General features: G+C 57.6%; 21 protein-coding genes. 16 read left to right on the top strand and 5 right to left on the bottom strand.

Annotated features, from left to right (window positions below):
- Nucleotides 1-14: 14 nt before the first annotated feature.
- The gene (crgA, locus tag KBP54_RS00260; protein ID WP_070363346.1) at nt 15-284 is read left to right on the top strand and encodes a cell division protein CrgA; all 270 of its coding nucleotides are present in this window, start codon (nt 15-17) and stop codon (nt 282-284) included.
- 137 nt (nt 285-421) lie between these two features.
- Here the strand turns inward: crgA and KBP54_RS00255 are convergent, their stop codons facing one another.
- The gene (locus KBP54_RS00255; protein ID WP_256005897.1) at nt 422-1,309 is read right to left on the bottom strand and encodes an endonuclease domain-containing protein; all 888 of its coding nucleotides are present in this window, start codon (nt 1,307-1,309) and stop codon (nt 422-424) included.
- 171 nt (nt 1,310-1,480) lie between these two features.
- Here KBP54_RS00255 and KBP54_RS00250 point away from each other — a divergent pair, with 171 nt between their 5' ends.
- On the top strand, nt 1,481-2,884 hold the full coding sequence (locus tag KBP54_RS00250; protein WP_256005896.1) for a hypothetical protein: 1,404 nt from the start codon (nt 1,481-1,483) through the stop codon (nt 2,882-2,884).
- A 288-nt stretch (nt 2,885-3,172) separates the two neighbouring features.
- Here the strand turns inward: KBP54_RS00250 and KBP54_RS00245 are convergent, their stop codons facing one another.
- From KBP54_RS00245 to KBP54_RS00235, 3 genes are all read right to left on the bottom strand, one after another.
- Nucleotides 3,173-3,829 (bottom strand): rhomboid family intramembrane serine protease, encoded by a 657-nt coding sequence (locus KBP54_RS00245; RefSeq protein ID WP_256005894.1) that lies wholly within the window; start codon nt 3,827-3,829, stop codon nt 3,173-3,175.
- A 98-nt stretch (nt 3,830-3,927) separates the two neighbouring features.
- Nucleotides 3,928-5,094 carry an ATP-binding protein gene (locus KBP54_RS00240; protein WP_256005893.1) on the bottom strand — a complete coding sequence of 389 codons (1,167 nt, stop codon included), beginning with the start codon at nt 5,092-5,094 and terminating at the stop codon, nt 3,928-3,930.
- 488 nt (nt 5,095-5,582) lie between these two features.
- Nucleotides 5,583-6,815 (bottom strand): MFS transporter, encoded by a 1,233-nt coding sequence (locus tag KBP54_RS00235; RefSeq protein WP_071573210.1) that lies wholly within the window; start codon nt 6,813-6,815, stop codon nt 5,583-5,585.
- A gap of 671 nt (nt 6,816-7,486) precedes the next feature.
- On the opposite strand from KBP54_RS00235, the gene KBP54_RS00230 reads away from it, so the two are divergent.
- The 14 genes from KBP54_RS00230 to KBP54_RS00165 all read left to right on the top strand — a co-directional run bounded on the left by KBP54_RS00230 (nt 7,487) and on the right by KBP54_RS00165 (nt 19,864).
- Nucleotides 7,487-7,783 (top strand): hypothetical protein, encoded by a 297-nt coding sequence (locus tag KBP54_RS00230; RefSeq protein ID WP_256005891.1) that lies wholly within the window; start codon nt 7,487-7,489, stop codon nt 7,781-7,783.
- Nucleotides 7,784-7,854: 71 nt separating this feature from the next.
- The gene (locus KBP54_RS00225) at nt 7,855-9,369 is read left to right on the top strand and encodes a type I restriction-modification system subunit M (RefSeq protein WP_256005889.1); all 1,515 of its coding nucleotides are present in this window, start codon (nt 7,855-7,857) and stop codon (nt 9,367-9,369) included.
- 12 nt (nt 9,370-9,381) lie between these two features.
- Nucleotides 9,382-10,521: a restriction endonuclease subunit S gene (locus tag KBP54_RS00220; protein ID WP_256005888.1), complete on the top strand. Its 1,140-nt coding sequence runs from the start codon at nt 9,382-9,384 to the stop codon at nt 10,519-10,521.
- 410 nt (nt 10,522-10,931) lie between these two features.
- The gene (locus KBP54_RS00215; RefSeq protein ID WP_256005886.1) at nt 10,932-11,285 is read left to right on the top strand and encodes a hypothetical protein; all 354 of its coding nucleotides are present in this window, start codon (nt 10,932-10,934) and stop codon (nt 11,283-11,285) included.
- Nucleotides 11,286-12,015: 730 nt separating this feature from the next.
- Complete coding sequence (locus KBP54_RS00210) at nt 12,016-13,071, top strand: type IV toxin-antitoxin system AbiEi family antitoxin domain-containing protein (RefSeq protein WP_070479067.1); 1,056 nt, start codon at nt 12,016-12,018, stop codon at nt 13,069-13,071.
- Nucleotides 12,971-13,924 carry a nucleotidyl transferase AbiEii/AbiGii toxin family protein gene (locus tag KBP54_RS00205; RefSeq protein ID WP_246814950.1) on the top strand — a complete coding sequence of 318 codons (954 nt, stop codon included), beginning with the start codon at nt 12,971-12,973 and terminating at the stop codon, nt 13,922-13,924. Before KBP54_RS00210 ends, KBP54_RS00205 begins: the two co-directional genes overlap by 101 nt.
- A gap of 178 nt (nt 13,925-14,102) precedes the next feature.
- On the top strand, nt 14,103-15,287 hold the full coding sequence (locus KBP54_RS00200; RefSeq protein ID WP_070363637.1) for an Nramp family divalent metal transporter: 1,185 nt from the start codon (nt 14,103-14,105) through the stop codon (nt 15,285-15,287).
- 20 nt (nt 15,288-15,307) lie between these two features.
- On the top strand, nt 15,308-15,697 hold the full coding sequence (locus tag KBP54_RS00195) for an NUDIX hydrolase (protein WP_005292595.1): 390 nt from the start codon (nt 15,308-15,310) through the stop codon (nt 15,695-15,697).
- Between the two features lie 62 nt (nt 15,698-15,759).
- Complete coding sequence (locus KBP54_RS00190; protein WP_256005884.1) at nt 15,760-16,335, top strand: TetR/AcrR family transcriptional regulator; 576 nt, start codon at nt 15,760-15,762, stop codon at nt 16,333-16,335.
- A complete protein-coding gene (locus tag KBP54_RS00185; protein WP_005292602.1) occupies nt 16,332-16,694 on the top strand; it encodes a DoxX family protein in 363 nt (120 codons plus the stop codon). The genes KBP54_RS00190 and KBP54_RS00185 overlap by 4 nt, the downstream gene beginning before the upstream one ends.
- Nucleotides 16,695-16,782: 88 nt before the next feature.
- Nucleotides 16,783-17,025, top strand: a complete 243-nt coding sequence (locus KBP54_RS00180) for a YlcI/YnfO family protein (protein ID WP_005292604.1) — start codon at nt 16,783-16,785, stop codon at nt 17,023-17,025.
- 260 nt (nt 17,026-17,285) lie between these two features.
- Nucleotides 17,286-17,828, top strand: a complete 543-nt coding sequence (locus tag KBP54_RS00175; RefSeq protein ID WP_070363354.1) for a winged helix-turn-helix domain-containing protein — start codon at nt 17,286-17,288, stop codon at nt 17,826-17,828.
- An 82-nt stretch (nt 17,829-17,910) separates the two neighbouring features.
- Nucleotides 17,911-19,293 carry an AAA family ATPase gene (locus KBP54_RS00170; RefSeq protein WP_070975474.1) on the top strand — a complete coding sequence of 461 codons (1,383 nt, stop codon included), beginning with the start codon at nt 17,911-17,913 and terminating at the stop codon, nt 19,291-19,293.
- A complete protein-coding gene (locus KBP54_RS00165) occupies nt 19,280-19,864 on the top strand; it encodes an RloB family protein (RefSeq protein WP_168156208.1) in 585 nt (194 codons plus the stop codon). Before KBP54_RS00170 ends, KBP54_RS00165 begins: the two co-directional genes overlap by 14 nt.
- Before the next feature lie 85 nt (nt 19,865-19,949).
- On the opposite strand, the gene KBP54_RS00160 is transcribed toward KBP54_RS00165, so the two are convergent.
- Nucleotides 19,950-21,332 carry an RNA-binding domain-containing protein gene (locus tag KBP54_RS00160; RefSeq protein ID WP_070363638.1) on the bottom strand — a complete coding sequence of 461 codons (1,383 nt, stop codon included), beginning with the start codon at nt 21,330-21,332 and terminating at the stop codon, nt 19,950-19,952.
- Nucleotides 21,333-21,480: the final 148 nt, after the last annotated feature.

The following is a 21,480-nucleotide window of genomic DNA, read 5'->3' as shown; positions in this document are numbered from 1 at the left end:
AAAGGACTGACATAATGCCAAAGGCAAAAATCACCAAGGACCACCGCCCCGTATCAACCCCAACTGGCGTGTCCCGCACCCCGGTCAAGATCAACACCGGCGGCACCCCGATCTGGTACAAGACCATCATGTTTGGCCTGATGCTGCTCGGCCTCGGCTGGATTATCTTCTACTACATCGCCGGCGACCAGCTGACGTTCCTTGCGGAGCTCGGCCCGTGGAACTACGGCATCGGCTTCGCAGGCATGATCCTCGGCCTGCTCATGACCATGGGGTGGCGCTAGCCTCTGGCGTTTTTCCGGGATTTTTCGTAGATGGTAGTAACAGGATTGTAGTAATCCCGATTTTGGCCCCCATTTCGGGGATTACTACAATCCTGTTACTACCATTTGCGTTTTGACGTGCGGTTTTGACGTGCGTTTTAGCGGGCCGCGCGGCCCTTTGCGCGGGCCCGTTCCAGCTCGATTCGGGCGAGGATCTCGTCCATGCGGTGAAGCACATCCGTGAAGCCGTACCGTAGAACGGTGTATCCCTGGTTGGTTAGCTCGCGTTCGCGTTTGCGCTCCTGCAGGAGGCTGCGGCGGGGGTCGGAGGCGTGTTTGGTGTCGCCGTCGAGTTCGAGGATGACGGAGTCGTCGAAAAGGAAGTCGACGCGGTAGCGCTGCACCTGTGCCTGGAACTTCCAGCCGGTGACGCCGCGGAGGAGGAACTCGGCGCGGGCGAGGGACTCCATGGGGGAATCGGCGTTGTAGACCGCGGCGCGCGCGGCGTCGCGCGCCACGCCGCAGTTGCGGACGCGGCCCATGCGCTCGATGTGCAGCAGGATGTCGCTGCGCTCCACGTGCGCGATGGAGAGCAGCCAATCCATGGCGATCAGCCCTTCATGAAACCCGTGATAGCGGGCGATATCGATCGCGGTGCGGATGGGAGTGGAGAGGCGGATGCCGTACGCGGTAGTGACCTCGGCGGCGCTCAACGCGGAGGTGCGGTAGCGGACGTCGGGCTCGACGAGGTGTTTCGCGGGGCCGCGGCGGCTGGGCGTCGTTACTTCTTGGATTTCTTCGCTGAGGCTGATGACCCACATGCCGTGGATGCGGGCGGCGGTCCTGCCTACGAGGCAGCCTTTGGTCATGGCGCGGGCGGTGGCATAAGCGCGCACGAGGTGCCGCTGCCAGGCATTGAGTTGCCCCCAGGTGCGCGACGGGATGCATTGCGTCCGGTTGAGGCGTCGGTACTCGGGGCTGTGCAGACGGTGACGGAGAGTGCGCGTGTCCACGATGGATGCGAAAAGTTCAGTGTTTTCCAACATGAGGTTTAGACGCACAGGAAAGCCGCCAGGTTCCCCACAGGTGTTCGGTAGCGGGGTGGCACGGGGGTGGATTGTTGAACAATCCGCGCACAGAAGGTGTACACATAGGAACAGGGCCAGAAAGGCCCTGACCTGCTATTTTACTATTGTCACCTTATGAAAGGTATAGTCATGCGGTTTATTCGTTCCATGACGGGCGTTGTAGCGGCCTTGGCATTAGCTGCCGGTACGCTGACCCCAGCCACGGCTCAGACGCTTGAGGAGTCGTACCCCGAAACCCCAGCGACCAATGATGCGCTGCCGATCATCCACACCTACAGGGGATCGGACCACTTGAAGGCGAACGTGCTCAACCCGCGCCCAGTGTGCAACTCCACTGAGGACTACCGCACCATCGTGTACAAGGTGAAGGACAACTTCTTGCCGGTCGGCACGATTTCGACGACCAACCTGACCAAGAGCACCATCCCGCTGACGCAGGACCTGGCGCGCACGCAGACGATTTCGGCGTCGGTCAACGGGTCGAAGACTGAGACGATCAACATTGGTGGGTCGGGCTCGAAGGATGGGCTGCAGGGCAACATCGGCTACTCGCTGGCGAAGATGCTGGGCTGGTCGGTGTCCGGAAGCTTGAGCTGGAACGTCGGCCAGAAGATCGGGCCGTACGAGGTTCCGGCGGGCAACACGGGCGAAGCGACGTACGGCTTCCGCACCGTCACCATGACGGGCACGCAGCAGCGCTGCCGCCCGAACGGCACGTGGGCGACGCCGACGGCGTGGGTCGCCCACGTGCCGATCAAGAACGAGGTGCGAGTCAAGAACTACTCCACACCTGCAGGTTCGTGGGCACCGAACCGCGGCGCGCAGGTCACTGACACGGTAGAGAACCCGAACCCGGCGTACAACGAGGACGTGCAGAAGATCACCGAGGGTGAGAACCTTGACGACGTCACCACCATCGACGACAACGATGAAGCCAATGTGACCAACGTCGAAATCGACGGCGAGACCGCCGCGGTGATCACCGACGAGGAGTCGGATGAGGCGACGTCGGAGGAGAACACTGAGGTCGAAGAGGTCGTCGATAATGCGGAGGCGCCTACGCTCGACCTGGTGCCATACTTCACGACGAGCTCCTGGAAAGCTTCCGGCTTTGCTGGGTCCGTGGCGCTGCGTGTGAAGAACGTGGGCACCGAACGCTACTGGGCGGAGTTCCCGGCGCTGACGTTCCGCGTTGAGGTGCGTACCGAATCGGGCCCGAAGGGTGTGGACCGCCTGATCACCACGACCGGCGCGAACGGCTCGCACATCCGTGACCTCGGCTACAACGCCAAGAAGGGCGCGCGCATCTTCGAGGTGACGCTGTCCAACCCGGTCAACGCTGGTGACGACATGCTGCTCGGCGCGTTCAGCTTCGGCGACGGCAAGACCAAGGAAGGCCGCCTGCACAACTACATGACGGTCACCCAGACCAGCCGCCTGGCCGGTGACGTCTCCCAGTGGAACGACCAGAACGTCGACTCCCGCGACGTGACCGTGTCCGACTTCGGCCGCTGGCTGAAGGGCACCTTCTAGGGAGCATTTTGTGTAATTCGTAGTGCCAAGTTATCCACAGGTTGTGGATGGTTCTGTGGAGAGGACCGTTATCCACACCTGTGGATAACTCTGTGCACAACCTATTCGCACATCGAACGCCTGGCGTAATGAGCTGCAATGATGCCCATTCGCCAGGCGTTTTTTAGTGTGAATCGCTGACATGTTCTAGCGATGTTCTAGAAATTACACGGTTGTGTTTATCCACAATGTGGACAAGTCTGTGGAGTTCTCCACCGGTGTACAAACTTGGGGATAACGTGTGAAAAACTAGGCAACACCAATCACAAACGCCACAGCAGCCACAGCCGCTACGGCCGCGAGGGCGGACGCGAGCCACCTGACGCGCTTCTTCACCGACGTCACCGGCCAGCCCGCCAACAGGCCCACCACCAAACCGCCAAGGTGCCCCCACAGACTGATACCCGGGGACAGCACCGAGTAAGCAAGATTCGCGCCGACCAGCGCCAACGGCGCCCGCACGTTGACCTTCTGGCGCATCGACAACGCGAGCAACACGCCCATCAGCATGTAGAGGGCGCCGGACGCGCCGGCCGTGGGCACGTCGTAGTTCCACTCCAACACCGACGCCGACGACCCCAACACACCCGCCGCGTACAGCAACGAATACGGCCCAGTCCCCAGGCGGCGCTCCAGCTGAGGGCCCAACAACGCCAACGTGATCATGTTCACGGCCACGTGGGAGATATCCACATGCAGAAAGCCGGCCAGGAGGGTGCGGAGGGTGGCGGAGGGGGCGTCGATAAATGGGCCGAAGAGCACCATGTTCTCGGCGAGGCTGGAGCCCCACACCACGTTGCTAATGGAGTGCGCCTGGAGCGCCGTAATCACGAAAACGCCCAGGCAGACGACAGTGATGAACGCGGTTGCGGGCGCGCCGCGGAAGAGAGAGCGAACGAATTGCATACGGCTACGGTACGGGGCGGCCTGCAATTATTGCGAAATTGTGTGAAAGATGTGCCCATATCTGATTTTTCGCATCTGGGCACATCTTTGTGGATATTTCAGGATAGGCGCTTGATATAGTCCGCCATTCCAGGGACCGTGAACTGCACAACACCGTGGTCAGGGGCAAAAATGAGACCCTTCTCAATCAGGTGCTTCCGGTTACTACTCAACGAATTCACCGAAACGTCAAGCGAATCCGCAATGTCCTTCGTGGGAACCTGCTTCGCAGAATGCGCAGCCATCGCCTGCAAATAGCGCTTCTCGCCAGGCGTTGCGCGCTCCCAACGGCTCGGGAAGAACCCGGCGTCAAGGGCCGCATTGCCTTCCGCCACGGCAAGTTGCGCATCACTTTCGGTAAACGGCGAAGCAGGAGCAACGTTCCAGATCGCCTTCCCGTACTCCTGAAGGAAATAGGGGTAATTCAGAGCGGCGTCCACAAGATTCCGCAACGCTGCTGATGTAAACAGCACCCCTTGCCTGGTAGCCGGATCCTCAAGTGCGGCCGCCGCCGCGCTATCTGACAATGGACCAATCTTGCGGTACTCGAACAGACGCTCCGCGTACGACTGAGATTCCACCAGCTTCTGAGGCAACGTAGGTAGGCCCGCCCCGAACACATAAAACGGCAAACCACGCTGGCCCGCCTGGTGCTGCGCGGTAATCACCGCCGACATCAATTCCGCATCAAGGTCCTGCATCTCGTCAATAAAAAACGCAATCGCCTTCCCGTCCTTCTGCGCGGACTCTGCGACACTCAGCACAAGTTCCTCGAGATCCATCCCGATATCACCAGAGTCAGAAATACCCGCCTGAGCAGGTACCTCCAGCGCGACGTCAATACCACCGACATGCCAAGCAAACGAAGAAATCGCTGGAAGTGCGTCCTTGAAATGCTGCCACCGCTTACGCAACGACACCTTCCGCGCACTCAACGCCAGTTCACGGGCCAACCGCTTCCGGACCCGCTGCGCACCAGCACGATCAGCGCTTGCCTCAAGCTGCACCGTCAACCAATCTGCATTCTCGGCACGCGATGCGAGTTCATTCAGCAACACCGTTTTGCCCACCCCACGCAAACCACTCAGGATAACGCCGCGATTGTGCAATCCGCTGCGGGTCCTTGTGATGATCGCCTCGACAAGCTCGAGCTCCGCTTCGCGCCCTGTCAGCGCAGGTGGTCGCAGTCCCGCACCTGGCGAATACGGGTTCAGTGTTTGGTCCATGGGTTCACAATAATCGAAAATGTGTGAAATATGTCCCCGTATCTGATTTTTCGCATCTGGGCACATCTTTATGGATATTTCAGGATAGACGGGTGTGCTGGGGCTGGGGGTTGGGGGCTGGGGCCGTGCTGCTTGCTGAAATTCGTTCCGGTCGAGGTGTTCAAGGAGTGCGACGCTGGTCGCCGGAAATCGCCCGGGGTGGGTCGAAATGCGCGACCTGCATCGCACGCTTCGAAGCGCACGCTACGAGCAGGTGTGAGGTGCGCCGGGGCTGATTACCGTCCTGGTTGATCATGAATGGCGCTGTGGAGATAGCGCGCTGCTTGCTGAAATTCGTTCCGGTCGAGGTATTAAAGGAGTGCGACGCTGGTCGCCAGAAATCGGCCGGGGTGGGTGGGAAAGCGCGACCTGCATCGCACGCTTCGAAGCGCACGCTACGAGCAGGTTTGAGGTGCGCCGGAGGCGGCAAAGAGGCCGGGGACAGCCGCCTACCAGGTCGGGCCGGGCAGGTGGGCGCGCCAGCCGAGGACCACGTTGACCAGGCAGCACAGGGCAAGGATGGTGCCGATGACGAACAGGGTGGTGAAGCCGACGACGGGCGCGGCGGCACTGAAGACCATCGGGATGAAGAAGCCGGTGTAGGACACCGAGTAGTAGACGGCGGTCAGGCCGGCGAGTTCGTCGGCGTTGGCGATGCGTTGGACCTCGGAAAGTCCGGCGACCAGGGCCAGGCCGTAACCGGCGCCCATGATGGCGGCGGCCGCAACGCCGATTGGCAGCGAGAGGGACCGGGACGCCTCGGCGGCAAGGATGCAGCCGACGGTGATCACGGCCATCGCGACGGCGGACGCGCGGGCGGACCTACTCGTATCGATGACACGGCCGAGCATCTGGACGCCGACGCCGCAGCCGAGGGTCACGACCGTCATGAAGCCGGAAAACGCGATGGGCATATCGTGCGCTGAGCTGGACAGCAGCTGCGGCAGCAGGGCGTACGCGGCGCCGGCGCACCCGAATACCCACGGCGCGACCGGCACGACGATGCGCACGAAGCGGCGGTGCGCGGCGGATGGGATGTGCAGCATTTCGAGCATGTCGCGAACGCGCAGCTCAAGGAAGGTTTCCTTCACGGTGCCCCGGCGCGGCGGGCGGGTCTCCGGGGTGTCGAGCAGCCAGTAGGCGGTGCCGAGTGTGAGCAGGATGTGCAGCACGTACGCGGTATGCGTAGGCCACGGTCCCCACTGCGCCAGCACGGAGGCGAGCGCCGCGCCGATCAGGAAGCCGACGGTCAGGCACATCGACGCCTTGCGCGGCCCCGACGCCGGGTCCCCGCCCGCTTTAATAATCAGCTCCGAGACCCACGTGGACCCCACCGCCATCACGATGCCCAGGGCGAGCCCGCACAGGATGCGGCCCGTCGCGATCACCAGTGGCTCGTTCGGGGCGATGGACAGCAGGAAGGACCCCACGAGCGAAAGTGGTGCGGCTGGGAGCATGGTGGGGCGTCGTCCAATGTGGTCGGACAGCGGACCGCTGATCAGCAGCGCCGGGATGATGCCCAGGACGTAAGCGGCGAGCAGCCCATTGACGGTGACCTGCGAAAAGTGCGAGGTTTCGCGGTACATCACGAGCAGCGGGGTGAACTCGTTGCCGCCCCATGCGACAGCAACCATGCTGCCTGCGACGGGGAACCATGCGCGCGGATGAAATTGTTGAGTCATAATCAGTTCTTCACGTTGTCCGATTGGTAGCACGAATATATTGCTCCTCGGATGAGGTATGACCAAATCGCGCCCCGCTAGGGGTCCAACTTTTCGACGACGGCTCTGCCCTATCTTCTGAAAATCTGGAAAAGCAGAACTTAGGCGCTGCTCGATACGCACCTATCTTATAGAAATCGCGGTTTTTAAAAGATAGCTCCGCCTCGGGAGGCCGCTATCTTCTGTTCCGCGTGGCTATTCAATTACAGGCGTGCTGAAGTCCCAGGTAGACGGAATTTGGGACGCTTTTGATCCAGTGTCATTTCGAACCCGATCACGATGATCGGGCAGCTTGGGAACCATTTCAAGCCGACGCACGTGCGACCTGGGGAAATGTCAGTGGTAAGTGGGGGTTTTGGGGCTCAGCTGTGAAAAAGTTCCCCGTTTCAAACGTGAGCTGCACCAAATTCTCTCACGCGTGCTCGCCGACCTGGGCTTTTACAAATCGAACTGCTCAAAAACGGAAATTTGGTGCAACCCCCAAAGGCGCCCTTCACCAAAAGCCCTGGTCGGAAGTTAGTTGTATGGTTCTAGGGTCGCTCGTGGGCGTCAGAACCGCTTGAGGACTTCCTCGACCGCCGACGGAAGGTGCCACACGAACCGCAGGCGCTATCTACCGCTACTTTGGGGGCATGATTAAAAAGAAGTTGACCACGCTCATTTTCGGAAACGTCGTGTTGGAATCAACCCTCACAGCATGTTACGTGCGCGTGTATTCAGATGATAAGCGCTCTTTTTCTATGAGCACGAACCCTCCAGTCGAGCTGAAAGTGCCTCTTGATGAGCTGAAAAAGAACGCCTCAAGGGAACAAAAGAATGCAATCGCTACCCACATTTTCGACGAGACCAGACACTTGTTGGACGCTGACTATCCAGGAGGCGCCGATGCTGCGGCTCAGGAATTATTTGAATGGTTGTGTGAGGTTTAGAAGATGAGTCTCATCGGATAGTCCGTGATGGCATCTCGCTACCTGCCCATCGCGGTTGTTAGAATGACGCCATGATTACAGGCGCACTAAAGTCCCAGGTAGACCGCATTTGGGACGCTTTTTGGTCCGGCGGCATCTCCAACCCAATCACCGTCATCGAGCAATTCACCTACCTGCTGTTCATGCGCCAGCTCGACGAACGCCAAGCACAGGCCGAGTTCCTCGCCAACACACTGGGCGGCGAGCCCGATGACACCCAAATATTTTACGACGCCACCCACGACCACCTGCGCTTTTCCAAGTTGTTGGCCGTCGATTCGCCCGAGGCGCGCTTCGCCGCGTTCCGCGAGGGGTTTGACTACATCAAACAACTCGGCGCCGCACGTGACAGCGGGTTTGTCACGCATATGAAGGATGCGGCGTTCCTGATCCCGAACCCGGCAACACTGACAACGGTGGCGACGATGATCGCGAAGCTGGAGTTCTCGAATAAGGACATGACGGGCGACTTGTACGAGTACATGTTGTCCAAACTGGCCACCGCCGGCACGAACGGACAGTTCAGAACACCGAGCCACATCATCGAACTGATCGTGGCACTGACCGAGCCGAAGGTCACCGACCGACTTATCGACCCAGCCTGCGGCACCGCAGGCTTCCTCGCCGCCACCAGCGAATACCTGCGTGATGATTTCAAAAACGCCACCAAACAACAGCGCGAACACTACCTCGCCTGCGGCCTGACCGGGTTCGACTTCGACTCCACCATGGTGCGCATCGCCGCGATGAACATGGTCATGCACGGCTTTAGCGACCCGAACATTTCCTACCTTGACTCCCTGCAGGAGCTGGCCCCCGAGCGGCTTGAGGCGTTCGATGTGTTGCTGGCGAACCCGCCGTTTGCGGGCTCGATTAATCAGGACATTTTGGATCCGGAGTTGGCGTCGATAAAGACGAAGAAAACAGAGCTACTGTTCATCGCAAGGTTTTTAACCTTGCTGAAACTCGGCGGCCGGGCGGCCGTCGTTGTGCCGGAGGGTGTGCTGTTCGGCTCGACGCGCGCGCACAAGACGCTGCGCAAAGAACTTGTGAACAACCAGAAAATCGACGGCATCATCAAACTGCCCTCCGGCGCGTTTAAGCCGTACACCGGCGTGTCCACCGCCATCGTGTGCTTTACCCGCACCGACTCACCGGGCCAAAATGAGCACATCTGGTTCTACGACATCACCGCTGACGGGCGCTCCCTCGACGACAAACGCACCCCACTGCTCGCCGAGGAACTACTCGGCCCCTGGCCCGCTACTCCACTTGACGACGACCAGCTGCGCCTGAATAACCTCCCCGACGTCGTGGCCCGCTTCCACAACCAAGCCGCCGAACAGGACCGCGCCCGCACCGAGGCGTCCTTTACCGTCCCCGTCGACGAGATCCGCGAGTCGGACTACGACCTGTCGATGAACCGGTATAAAGAAATCGTTTTTGATGCCGAAGAAACCCGCGACCCGAAAGATATCCTTGCCGACATCGACGCCCTCGACGTGCAGATCGCCGACGCCATGAGCACACTTAAGGGGCTGATCTAGATGGGGTGGGAGATGGTGAAGCTGGGGCAGTTCATCGAAGAAACTCGGATTACGAACAAGGAAGACGACGCTTTACCCGTTTACTCAGTAACAAAACACAATGGCTTCATGCCATCAACAGAGTTCTTCAACAAGACAGTGCACTCAAAAGATCTAACTCGCTACAAGATCTGCAATACGAACGACTGGGCCTATTCGACAATTCACTTAGATGAAGGATCACTTGGCTTTGCTCCGGAAAGATGTCTTATCAGCCCGATGTATAAGACATTTACAGTAGATGAAACGGTGCTCAACAGGGAGTTTCTTTATAGCTTCCTCAAATCACGAAACGCCCTCAAACAGTATTCGCTCATTGGGCAAGGAAGCGTCGAACGCCGCCGAAGCGTTAAATTTGATGAATTCGAACGCGTCAAAATCCCCCTACCACCCTTGGAAGAGCAGCAGCGCATCGCGAAGATTCTCAACTCTGTAGAAGATCAAGTGACAAATGTACACAGGCAAAAGTCCTTGGCTAGTACATTACAAGTTTCGTTTTTCGAAGCTTGCACTAACAGTAATTCAACGCTTAAGTCACTGGGAGATTCTGGCCTTCAAGTAATAACGGGCAAAAGCTTGACGGCAAAAGGTAACGATGCATCGCCAGATAGCTTCGTTATAAAAGTTAGTGCTGTTTCGAGTGGCATTTTTGACGCTTCAGAAATAAAGCCACTTCCTGCGAGTTATACGCCAAATCCAGATCATTTAATTCACGAGGGTGACTTGTTGTTTGCACGCGCCAGCGGTAGCCCCTCACTCCTTGGCGCTGTAGCCATCGCACCGGCCACAAAAAGGAACCTCTACCTGCCAGATAAAGTTTGGAAAATTTCTTGTCCAAACATTCCAAATGCAGTTCTTCACACCGCCTTACAAACGCAACGCTTTCGACGCCACGTCGAATCCAACGCTTCCGGAGCTTCTGGTGTCATGAATGTTCGCCGTACTACGTTGAGCGAATTCGAAATACCACAACTGAATGAAATTGAAGCTTTCGAGCTGAACAGTCAACTTCTACAGATAGACAATCTAGCGAGTTCGCTCACCAAGAAAGCGATGCTTTTGAACGAGCTCTACACTTCCCTCTCCTCTCGTGCGTTCGCGGGAGAGCTTTAGAGCTGACAGATAAAAGGACTAGTTGACGACCCCTTGGCAATCTACTCGAAACGGTTTCGAGTAGATTGTTTTGCGCTTTTCACGACTTGAAAGTTCGTTTCGAGTGTGTTTCGAGCTATACGCAAAATTACATTTGGACTATCTTCCACCCGGTCGCATCTCGGACAATGTTGTTATAGGTCTCTTTTATAAACCCCTCGGACCCATTCCGCGGGCGGACAATCCTCAAGGTTCCACTGTCCGCGGCATCGGAACTACCAGCGACTTTCCTGGTGGAAACCACATCGAGGTGTCCGCCGCGCGGACAGGCAACCACACCGGCTTTCCGCGGGGCGGACAGCAATTGCTAACGGTGTACGCAACTTCGGGTGTCGCAAAGGTCCGCGGGGCGGACAGTTCACTCGTTTCGAATGTCCGCGGGGCGGACAAGTTATCACTGGATTCCGCCGCGCGGACAGATCTTCATCGCTCACCCGGAAGCCGGGTCATGTTGTTGGTGGTTAGCGTGGTGGGACGGAGAGGGCGTCAATAAGAAAGTATTCGCTGCTTCCACTGTCCGCGGCACCATCGTGACCAGCGAATTTCTTGACGGCAATCCGTCGAGGTGTCCGCCGCGCGGACAGTCGGCCGCAGTGAACATGATGTGGATGACGGATGAAGGTATCCGTGGTGGGAGGGCCACCTATAAAAAGCTGCGGCAGATTCCGCGGGGCGGACTGACATCCACCACTCACCCGGAAACCGAGGCGCGTTGTGAAAGGTAAACGTGATGGGACGGAGCCGGCGTTGATTAGAAAACCCGCCGCTGCTTCCACTGTCCGCGGCACGCCATCTACCAGCAACTTTCCCGGCGTGAACCCGTCAAGGTGTCCGCCGCACGGACAGGCAACCACACCGGCTTTCCGCGGGGCGGACAGGTTGCCATCGGCGCATGCGGCTTCGGGTTGTCGCAAAGTTCCGCGCCGCGGACACTCTGGAAAACCTCGGTTTCCAAGTCGAACTGTCCGCGGGGCGGACAGTGGGATCGGTATTCGGGTGTCCGCCGGGCGGACAGTTGGCAGCAGTGAACACGATGTGGATGACGGAAAGGTATCCGCGGTGGAAGGGGCGTCGATAAGAAAGCTGCAGCAGATTCCGCCGCGCGGACAATGGAGTCGGTATTCAGGTGTCCGCGGGGCGGACAGGTAGTCGCTGGATTCCGCGGCGCGGACAAATAATCACAGTTCACCTGGAAACTGGATCATGAGTGTTAAAGGTAAGCGTGGTTGGTCGAAGGGGCGTCGATAAGAGCCCTCGTGCTTCCACTGTCCGCGGCACTGCCACTGCCAGCAACTTTCTCGGCGGTGAACTTATCAAGGTGTCCGCCGCGCGGACGAAATAGCCGCGAACATCCTGCAGCTCATGGGATGAGGAGGCGGCAACCCGACTGATAGTTTCGCAGGAGTTATGAAATCTCCGTGCTGCAAAACTATCCTATATGGTAATTTTTGAAGTATGGATGCCGCCGAATCGTTGGAGATCATCGGGGAGATCGCTTCCCAACAGTGGGGACTGTGCACGGCAAAACAAGCACGCGCAGAAGGAGTAACGCCCTTGACTCTCTCCCGACTAGAGACAAGGGGTGGACTCATCCGAGTTCGACATGGGGTTTATGCGACCGTCGGCACCATGATGAGTCCAGCGTTAGACGTCAAAGCACAATGGCTTGCACTCCGACCCGAGATGATGGCCGCTGACCGGGTCCACGACCCTACATTGGCGTCCGAATCCGTCATCTCCCACACCACCGCAGCTGAACTCTGGGGCATCGGTGACCTCTGGCCCGATGGAATCCACTTCACCGTCAACCGTCGACGCCAAAGTAGGCAACCAGAAGTCCAGTTTCATCGAAACAAACTCGACGACCACGAATGGACCCTGCACCCCGAACACAACCTCCCCATCACAACTGCAGCTCGCACCATCGTGGACCTCGCACTAGACGGACATGAACCCCAACATCTCCTTGATCTCATCGCAGATGCGAGCGAAAAGCAATTACTGCAAGAACCTGAGCTACTCAGCGCTTTTGCTGGAAACGAAACAGCTTTCGGCCTGCCAAAAGGTGATCAGGAGGGGCTACGTATGCTTTGGAAAGAATGCTTTCCACCTGTTCCCGCGGCAATCATGGAAGAGCAAATCCAAAGAGCTGTCGCCAAGGCGCTCGAGCCATTTGCTGAAGAGTTAAAGGCGCTCGTCGCAAAGATGCCACTTCAAACCGACTTTCACAGCAGCAATGTAGAAGAGGCACTCCAGAACATGCTCGCTGGCAGAGCAGCTACTGCCCATGCGCTCGAAGCAACACATAAACAATTAGCCGAAACGATCGTGCACAGTGAAGGTTTGAAGACCCTCTGGCTGTCCACCCCTCTTCCCCCATCCCACACAGCAAAACCTCAAGGAGAATCCTGTGCCACAACCTCAAAAACAAAGGGAGCGCCACGGTCAGATCGTTTCAGCACTGAAGAAGGAAGCAAGCCACGCCGGAAAGAAGCCAAACGACGTATATAACCAGTTTTTCCGTGAGGTGTTCCTTCATGAACTCATGCGCCTAAACGACGGTTGGGTGCTCAAAGGGGGCACCAACATTTACTGCCGAATACCAGGCGCCCGGCAGACAAAAGACCTCGACCTATTTCGGCAATATGCCCCTACCTCAGCCTTAAAAGCCGCTGACAGCCTCATCGCGACAATGAACAAGCACCGAGTAGGCCCTTATACATTTCAAGTGGAAAAGAGCAATGGCAAGGCGGAACGAATCGGCACGATAGACAGCAAACGCCTCAAAGTTACAGTCACTTACGGCTTAGGTAGCAGCAACCGCTTCATTGAGTTTTCCATCGACGTCAGTGGTGACCTTGAGGTCACTAGTGAAGTGGAATCAGTCACCGTAGCTTCAAGTTACGACGTCCAGACACCTTATCTTCCAGAACATTTCCAAGTCACGTCGTACCCCATCGCAAACCAGATCGCAGATAAAGTCTGCGCAATGTATGAGATACACGGCGACACACCTCCGGGCAAAGCGTCGACACGCTATCACGATCTCTACGACATTGCGCTATTAGCTTCAGAGCTTCCGCCAACAACACAGCTCAATGCTGCTGAACTCCGCGACGCTCTCAACTCACAGCAACAAATCCGAGGCGTTACTCTCCCAACAAATCTCAATATCCCTGATGCAACGTGGGCAGATCGGTACCCGAAAGCCGCAAAGAAATTTGGCAACGAAATACGAAAAGAATTCTTGATTCTAGATGAAGCCCTTCGGGTTGCTGCACTCCTCATTGACCCCGTTCTGAACAATGAACTCCATACGTTGACCACAACCTGGAACAGCGCAACACTTTCCTGGACACAATAGCCAGCGCCGGATATCCGCTTGAGGGTGTTCACTCTTCCTCAACCAACTGCACCAAACGCACATTGCCAAAGTGCAAAACCAAAGTGTGAAAGTGCAAAACTTTTTGGCCCCCCTGGCTTGAACATATGGCGATGAAAACTAGACTTCAAGTAGTTGAACTTTTGGTATGGAGATGCCTATGCGTAAGACCTTAATCAGCCTCACCGGCCCCGCCTTCGTTGCTGCAGTGGCTTACGTCGACCCCGGCAACGTAGCCGCCAACATCAGCGCCGGCTCCCACTACGGCTACCTCCTGGTGTGGGTACTCGTCGTGGCCAACCTCATGGCCATGTTCATCCAGTACCACTCCGCCAAACTGGGCCTAGTCACCCACCGCTCCCTGCCGGAAATCATGGGCGAGCGTCTCTCCCGCCGCGCGCGCCTAGGCATGTGGGCCCAGGCCGAGCTCATCGCCGCGGCCACCGACCTCGCCGAAGTCATCGGCGGCGCCATTGCCCTGCAACTCCTCTTCAACCTCCCCCTGTTCGCGGGCGCGCTCATCATCGGCACGGTCTCCATCATTCTCCTCATCTTCCAGAAGAAGAACCAGTGGTTCGAGGGGCTTGTCATCGGCCTGCTCCTGGTCATCTGCATCGGCTTCCTTGCCGGCCTCGCCATCGCCCCGCCCGACCCCGCCGACGTGGCCGGCGGCCTCATCCCCCGCCTAGAGGGCAAGGACAGCATCCTGCTGGCCGCCTCCATGTTGGGCGCCACCGTCATGCCGCACGCCATTTACCTACACTCCTCCCTGACCAAGCAGCGCTACCCCGACCTGGAAATCCCCCACGTGCTGGCCGGCACCCGCGCGGACATCGCCGTGGCGCTGTCCATCGCCGGGCTCGTCAACGTGGGCCTGCTGGTCCTGGCGGGCTCGGCCCTCTACGGCGTGGACGGCACAGAGACCATCTCCGGGGCCCACACGGCGATTGCCAGCCACCTCGGCCCGCTGGCCGGCGTTCTCTTCGCCATCGGCCTGCTGGCCAGCGGCCTCGCCTCGACGTCAGTGGGCGCCTACGCCGGCTCCGAAATCATGGACGGCCTGCTTCACATCAAGGTCCCCCTACTAGTCCGCCGCCTGGTCACGCTCATCCCGGCGCTGGTCATCATCGGCTGCGGGGTCGACCCCACTATGGCACTGGTGGTCAGCCAGGCACTTCTTTCCCTGGGCATCCCCTTCGCCATCATCCCGCTTTTCCGCTATGCCGGCTCCCGGGACGTCATGGGTGAGTTCGCCGCGAAACCCTGGTCTATGGCCGTGGGCTGGACGCTTGCCGCGCTGGTCATCGCACTCAATCTCGCCCTCGTGCTCCTGCCGCTGCTCTAGGCCGCCTACAATCAGCAGCCATGATTGAAGTAGCAGCCGTCGTCATCCGCAACCCACAAGGCCACGTGCTTACCGTGCGCAAGAAGTCCTCCACCAAGTACCAACTGCCCGGCGGCAAGCCCGAGGCGGGCGAGGCGCTTGTCGACGCCGCCCTGCGCGAAGTTGCCGAAGAAGTAGGCCTCACCCTCGACGCCGAGAGCCTCAACAAACTCGGCACCTTCGACGCTCCCGCCGCCAACGAACCGGGCGAGGTCGTCGTCGGCACCATCTTCACCTACACCCGCACCGTCACCGCCGACGAACCCCATGCCGCCGCCGAAATCGGCGACACCGCCTGGGTCAACCCAGCAGCCCCCGACCGCGAGCTTGCACACCTGCTGCGCGACCGCGTCTTCCCCACGCTGGCCTAGCGCCAACTGTCAACACTTCGGCGTCATTGACCTCGAAACCATCAAGAGCTACCCTTTTGAACATGTTCACTGAACACGTTCACTCATCGCGCTCGGCCGCCAAAGCTGGCACCGTCAGCAAGGTCCTAGCCACCGCCTACGAACTCTTCCTCACTCAGGGCTACGCCACCACCAGCATCCGGACTATCGCATCCGAAGCTGGCGTTAGCGTGGGAACCGTCATGGGAGTCGGCGACAAACAAACGCTGCTCATCCGCACCATTGGCCAACACATTTCAGAACTCCACGATGACATCCGGGGACAATCCGATAGCCTTCTCGATGTCCTGAGACCTTTCCTCCAGATGTTTACCGGCCACGAAGAGCTCTCCCGCGCCTTTGGCGCAACACTCATCCAACAAGGCAATCAAGGCGAAGCGCTCACCGCACTCAAAACGCTCCTGACCGATGAAATCACCCTGCGACTCGGCACCAGGCTCAGCAGCGCCGATGCGGCCGAGTACGCCGACCTGCTGTACAACGTCTACCTCGGCTTACTCATCGGCTGGGCCGCCGGAATCTACGACACCGAGCACCTCACATCCCAAGCCGCCTCATCGATCGAACGCCTCAACACCGCATTCGGAGTAACCCAATGATCCTAGAATCTTCCCCAGCCTGGCCCTCCCTTCTACTAGCAGCCATTCTGCTTGGCGACGCCGCCCTCTCCCTCAAACCAGTCCCCTTCATCGAAGCCTGCCTCAGCGGCGTCAAACTCCCCAAGGACTGGTGGTGGGCGCTCATTGTCATCAAGTGCCTCGCCGCCGTAGGACTCATTGCCGGCCTCTGGTTCCCCGGCGTAGGAATCACAGCCATGATTGGAGTCATCGCCTATTTCTGCGCGGCCGCAGCAGCCCATGTCCGCGCCCACTTCCTCGGTAGCGCATTCTGGATCAACTGCTTAGGCATGCTCGCATTCTCCATCGGAGTACTGATCCTGACGCTCGCACTGAATTAAGACACCAGTCAACCTTTCACGGCTTCCTGAAGGCAGATACATCATTGCACCTCTTGAATGATGACTTGATGCTTTCTACCCTAAAGGTATGCGCACGACGATAAACCTCCCGCCGAAACTCCTTGAAGAAACGAAGGTCCAAGCCAAAGCCAACAATGTCACTTTGAGCTCATACGTCGAAGAGGCGGTCCGCGCTGCCCTCAAGAAGGAAGCCCGCATCAGTACCGAAGACACCCCCGTTAACCTGCCCTCCTTCGATTGCGGCGGACCGGCTCTAGTTGATCTCAGCAACAAAGAAGCTGTGTGGGCGGTACTCGATGATCATTCCTGATGTCAACATTCTCGTTTATGCCTTCCACTCCGCTGCACCGCAACATAAACCCGCTCAACAATGGCTAAGTAGTGCTCTAAATCGGCATGAAACAATTGGACTCCTGGATGTTGTGGCAACGGGCTTGCACTGAGGAGGGCTTCCCACTATTCAAACTGCTAAACATGCAGGTCATCAAAGTGTGAAACTTCAAAAACCATACTGTTAAAGTGTAAAACTGTTGCTTGCTCCCAGACCAGTTATGTTTCACCTGAAACGGAGTGTCGGGTTGTCACAAAGTTCCGCGGACGGCGGGGCGGACACCCCGGGCGGCCTCTGCCTACAGGTCGAACTGTCCGCGGGGCGCACAAGCTGTCGCGGGGTTCCGCCGCGCGGACAACCACGCTGACGAAGGCGGCGGCACCCGCGAAGCGATCACCTCCTGCCGCGAATCACGCGTAGCGACGCCCCGCTTCATCAACACCAGCGTCCAATTCACCGTACTGTTCCCACGAGGCTCCCGCTCCAGCGCAGAACACGATGCCCGGCTGGAAGACATAGGCTCCAATACCCGACTCTCCCCGACCGAGGAAGACCTACTGGTCAACCTCCAAGCCTTGGGCAAGAACGTACCCCGGATCTACCAGGCACTCTCCGCGACAGGTAGCGGTATCACCGTGAACGTACTGGCAGCCAATACCGGACTTTCCACAGGCCAAGTGCGCTACGGACTCGCGCCACTGCTTCGCGAGGGCATCGTCACCATGGAAGGTGGCCAAGGCGACCGAGCAACGGTGTACAGGATTGTGCAATCGGTGAGTTAGTAAAACCGCATCATTTTCTTTATTAAGCCTTTCTGGGGAAATTTTTTCCCGTAATGAGCTTTTCTCACCTAAACTTACTTCCATGAGACTGCTTAGCTTTATTGCGGAGAATCACCGTAGCTTCCGTGATGAGTTTGCGCTGGAAATGACGCGCAGCTCCTGGCGCACCGCAGTTCCTCGTCAAGGTGAGAGTTGGGCCGATGCCGTTCTACCGGTTGCAGCCATCTTTGGACCCAACGCGTCAGGAAAGACGGCGGTACTCGACGCAATGCGCTATGCAATGGAGGCAATCCAATGCTCTGCAAGCAGATGGCTTGAATTTCAGAAAAATCGTCGATCTCCATTCAAGCTAGATGAGGACTCTGTACGTTCCCCCAGCTTCTTTGCACTCGATTTCACGTTAACCGGTGGCATTGGCGGCCCGGAGCTTGCGGCCCGAGAAATTCGATATCACTACGAATTCTCCATTTCCGCGAACCGCATTGAACACGAGCTGCTGCTTGGTTATTTCTCCTCCCGCCCAACACGACTTCTGGAAAGAGACGCCGAACAAGGCATAACCAGCTGGCATAAGTATCTGGGACCACGTATATCTCCAGCCCCGCGAGAACTTGTGCTCTCCCGTGGCTACGTTGCAGGTCACGACAAACTGCAGTCGTTTGTGGGAAGCATTATCGCTGGCGTCGATTTCTACGACATCAGCGACAGTGCCCGGCGGCAACGCCTCGACCGAATTGCGGCGGATATCGCCGATGAACGAATTCCGTTGAACGTACTCACCACACTCGCAGCAGTAGCGGATATCGGAATCACGCGAATTGATGTAGATGAACGAGAGTTACCCCCGGAAATACGCAAGATTCTCGAGCGATCTGCGGCACGGGGCCTGAAGGCGACCGGGAAAGCTCTATCAGGCCAAAGTCTGATCGACCACGACTTCGTAAACAGAACACTGCGGTTTTATCACCATGGCAACGAATCCGCCGACGCCGGCTTTCTCATGCGCGATGAATCATCCGGAACGTTGGCATGGCTCGCCATGGCCGTTCCCATCTTAGAAGCGCTCCGCGACGGCACAATTTTTTGCGTCGACGAGCTGGATACCAGCCTCCACCCCATTCTCGCCGAAGCAATCGTCGCACTGTTCCAAGATCAAGATACAAACCCACACGGGGCCCAACTGATCTTCACGTCACATGACGTAACCCTGCTCCAGCCGCAGTCTTCTGCGAACCTGACGAAAGAGCAAGTCTGGTTCACCGAAAAAGACAGCTCTGGTGCAAGTACGCTCTATAACTTGCAGGACTTCCGCGATTTGAAACCGGCATCAAATCTTGCAAAGCAATACCTGGAAGGCCGATTCGGCGCGCTACCGTATCTATTACCAGGTTTAATGCGAAGTGCTGTTGAAGAACTATCACCTACACGACGGGGGCAAGAAAATGGGGAACGTGGCAGCGCGTAAAGGTACACCCAGAAAGCCCAAGAGCAGGGCAAAGCGGAAGCTGAAAAGTCGGCTTCTGATTGTTGTAGAAGGCGACAAAGGAAAGTCTGAGCAAGTTTACTTCCAAAGGCTCGCACAAATTCTGCGTTCCAACGACGTGGCCACGGACATCAAGGTTGTACCTAGTAAGGGAGAACCCAAGCGAGTTCTTGATACATGCGAGAACCATCTGAAGTCCGACAACTTTGACCGCGCGTTCCTAGTCGTCGATTGTGACCAACACACCACCCTGGGTGATGTTCTTCAGCTCGCACAAAAGAGCAATATCTCAGTCGCAGTAACGAACCCTCAATTTGAGCAGTGGCTGTATTGGCACCTCTACGACGGCGGGAGCGACGCGAAGAAAATGACCGATGTACTGCAAAAGGAACGCTATCTCACAGGCCGCAATGCGAAAGAACTCGGGGTAACGTTCCCAGTCGAGAGATACCCTGAGGCAACGGCACGCGCAAAACGCCACTGGACCGAAATGCGCCCCAATGCACCAATGCAAAAGGGCCATGCCCGTCATCTTCAATCCCGTACCTTATAGAAGCGATGCAAAAGTAATGACTAACTAGAGGGCCACACAAACCTCCCCACGCACCCGTGGGGAACTTTTGTTCGTTGGTCATGTATCAGTAACGCAGCGGGCTGACCGCTGACCATGTTGCGCGAGGATCCCTCAAACCGCTTCCGTTCCACTGCACGAGTCCAGCGTCCCGGAGTGCTTGCAGAGCACGGCGGACGGGAGGGTTCGAGAGGTGAAGGGCGTTGGCCACTTGGCCCGTCGATAAGGGATGTGGGCTTGCCTGCAAGGCTGCAAGCACCTCTGTTGAGTAGCGCGGCAAGTCCGCACGAAGCGACTCGTCGAGGCGTTGCACTGCCTTCAATGTCAAGACAACACTGCCACTTGTCTGCCGGTACACTGGGTCTGCAAAACTCGCCTTTCGCATACCAGCGATCATTCGTCGAATCCCTTCCCCCAACTCCTGCCCAATCCGCAACTCAGCAGTCCCACGCGCAATCAACGGGTTTCTTGCAAACCTCGCAATTGCTTCGGGTTTCGACGGGTCCACCAAGCCAGGGAACCTGCCAGGGCTAGACACCTCAACCCGATCAGGATAGATCTCGAACCTGACGTGATCCCCAGCCATACTGTAAGACCTGTGGATCACCGCATTCACCAAACCCTCTAGCCACACATCCGGCGGGATCAAATCCTCCTCTTCAAAAAGCCCACTGCCCACAAGACGGCGCACTTTTGGAAGAATCTTGCTAATCGCAGTTCTGGCCTGCTGAATCTGTTCTGGCAGGGTGCCGTCGAAGCGTTCGTCGTAAAGAATTTGCTGACCATGACCCGGCAACCGATCTATGTCATTGAACTGGACCACACGAACATGAGCGTTTGGAAAGAACTCCTGCGGATGTTTTCCGAAAAGCAACAATGCTGCTGTCCGCGGGTTGCCGACCCTATCTACCAAGTTTCGCGCCCTCAACGCATCTTGGGCCGAGGCCGAACCAATCGCCTCCGCATACCGCTCGACCTGCGCCATATCGAGGTCTCCAGGCTCAGCACGTGGTGGAACAATTGCATCAAACTGCTGCTCCCCCTTCAAATACCGCAACTCTAAAATGCCGTCGGGGCCCAGCTGCTTCGTTTCATCCCCGATGCGCAGGAAGCACTCCCCCGAATTGGAATAATGTACACGCTCACTAGGCAAAATATGGAATAGGTATACAGAAGTGGCGTCATCAATGCGAAGGCTCTCGATCTCGACTCGAACCGTTGGATCGGTGTGATCAAACGCCGATTGTCGTAAGTCGTTGTCCTGCCGTGCGCTAGGCAACCCATCGAATTGTCGATCAGTGATACCGACAGCGATGACCCCGCCCTCGGCGTTGGCAAACGCGATAATCGCCTTCGCAAGATCCTTCGGTTTAATACGAAACGATTTCCGCTCAAACCACTGATCTTCGGGGCGCGTAAGTAACTCATCAACCTTTACCGCAGTATTCATGTGGATCACCCTACTCGAAACGATTTCGAGTAGGGTGATATACCCAGGTCAAAACATGTAAATCCGTTTCGAGCATGTTTCGAGTAGGTTTCGAGCCACAACGCAACGGTATAGAATAACGCGCAGGCGAACGAGCGCACCGGGAAGA

The organism is Corynebacterium pseudogenitalium, assembly GCF_024453815.1.
Taxonomy (GTDB): Bacteria; Actinomycetota; Actinomycetes; order Mycobacteriales; family Mycobacteriaceae; genus Corynebacterium; species Corynebacterium pseudogenitalium.
The sequence above is the reverse complement of the archived record's forward strand: the minus strand, read 5'-3'. Positions and strand labels throughout refer to the sequence as shown.